Origin of the sequence: Solihabitans fulvus (genome assembly GCF_008386585.1) — a bacterium.
Lineage (GTDB): Bacteria > Actinomycetota > Actinomycetes > Mycobacteriales > Pseudonocardiaceae > Solihabitans > Solihabitans fulvus.
Genome location: NZ_VUOB01000405.1, coordinates 1 through 327 on the forward strand (window position 1 = coordinate 1; position 327 = coordinate 327).

The 327-nt window shown below is 38.2% G+C and carries 1 protein-coding gene; it reads right to left on the bottom strand.

Going from position 1 to position 327, the window contains the following annotated elements; all coding sequences use genetic code 11:
- Positions 1-249 (bottom strand): L51/S25/CI-B8 domain-containing protein (locus tag F0L68_RS46165; RefSeq protein ID WP_149855486.1); only part of this gene is annotated, 249 nt, incomplete at its 3' end.
- Positions 250-327: the final 78 nt, after the last annotated feature.

Sequence of the window (327 nt, forward strand, 5' to 3'; positions counted from 1 at the left end):
GGCCGACGGATCATCATTTGCTGATAAATTTGTGAGAGGTGTTGATTTTTCAGCTCCTCTTTCATAACGCGCCCACACTCTAGGTTGAATACCGCTGCATTCTCTAATTAATATAGGAAAATTGGGGTTTTCCTTCTTAATATTGACGTAGTTGTTTTTGATAAATTCCCTCACTCCCTCAGACTGTTTGCTGGTTTGACATAAATGTATACGCAGTTCTTTCAGTGCTCCTCCCAGGCGGAGTGCCATTTTCACAAGCTATGAATTCTTTAAAATTTCTGAATTTCAGCTCTCGATAGTTTTAATTGTATTTATTATTTGGTTGAG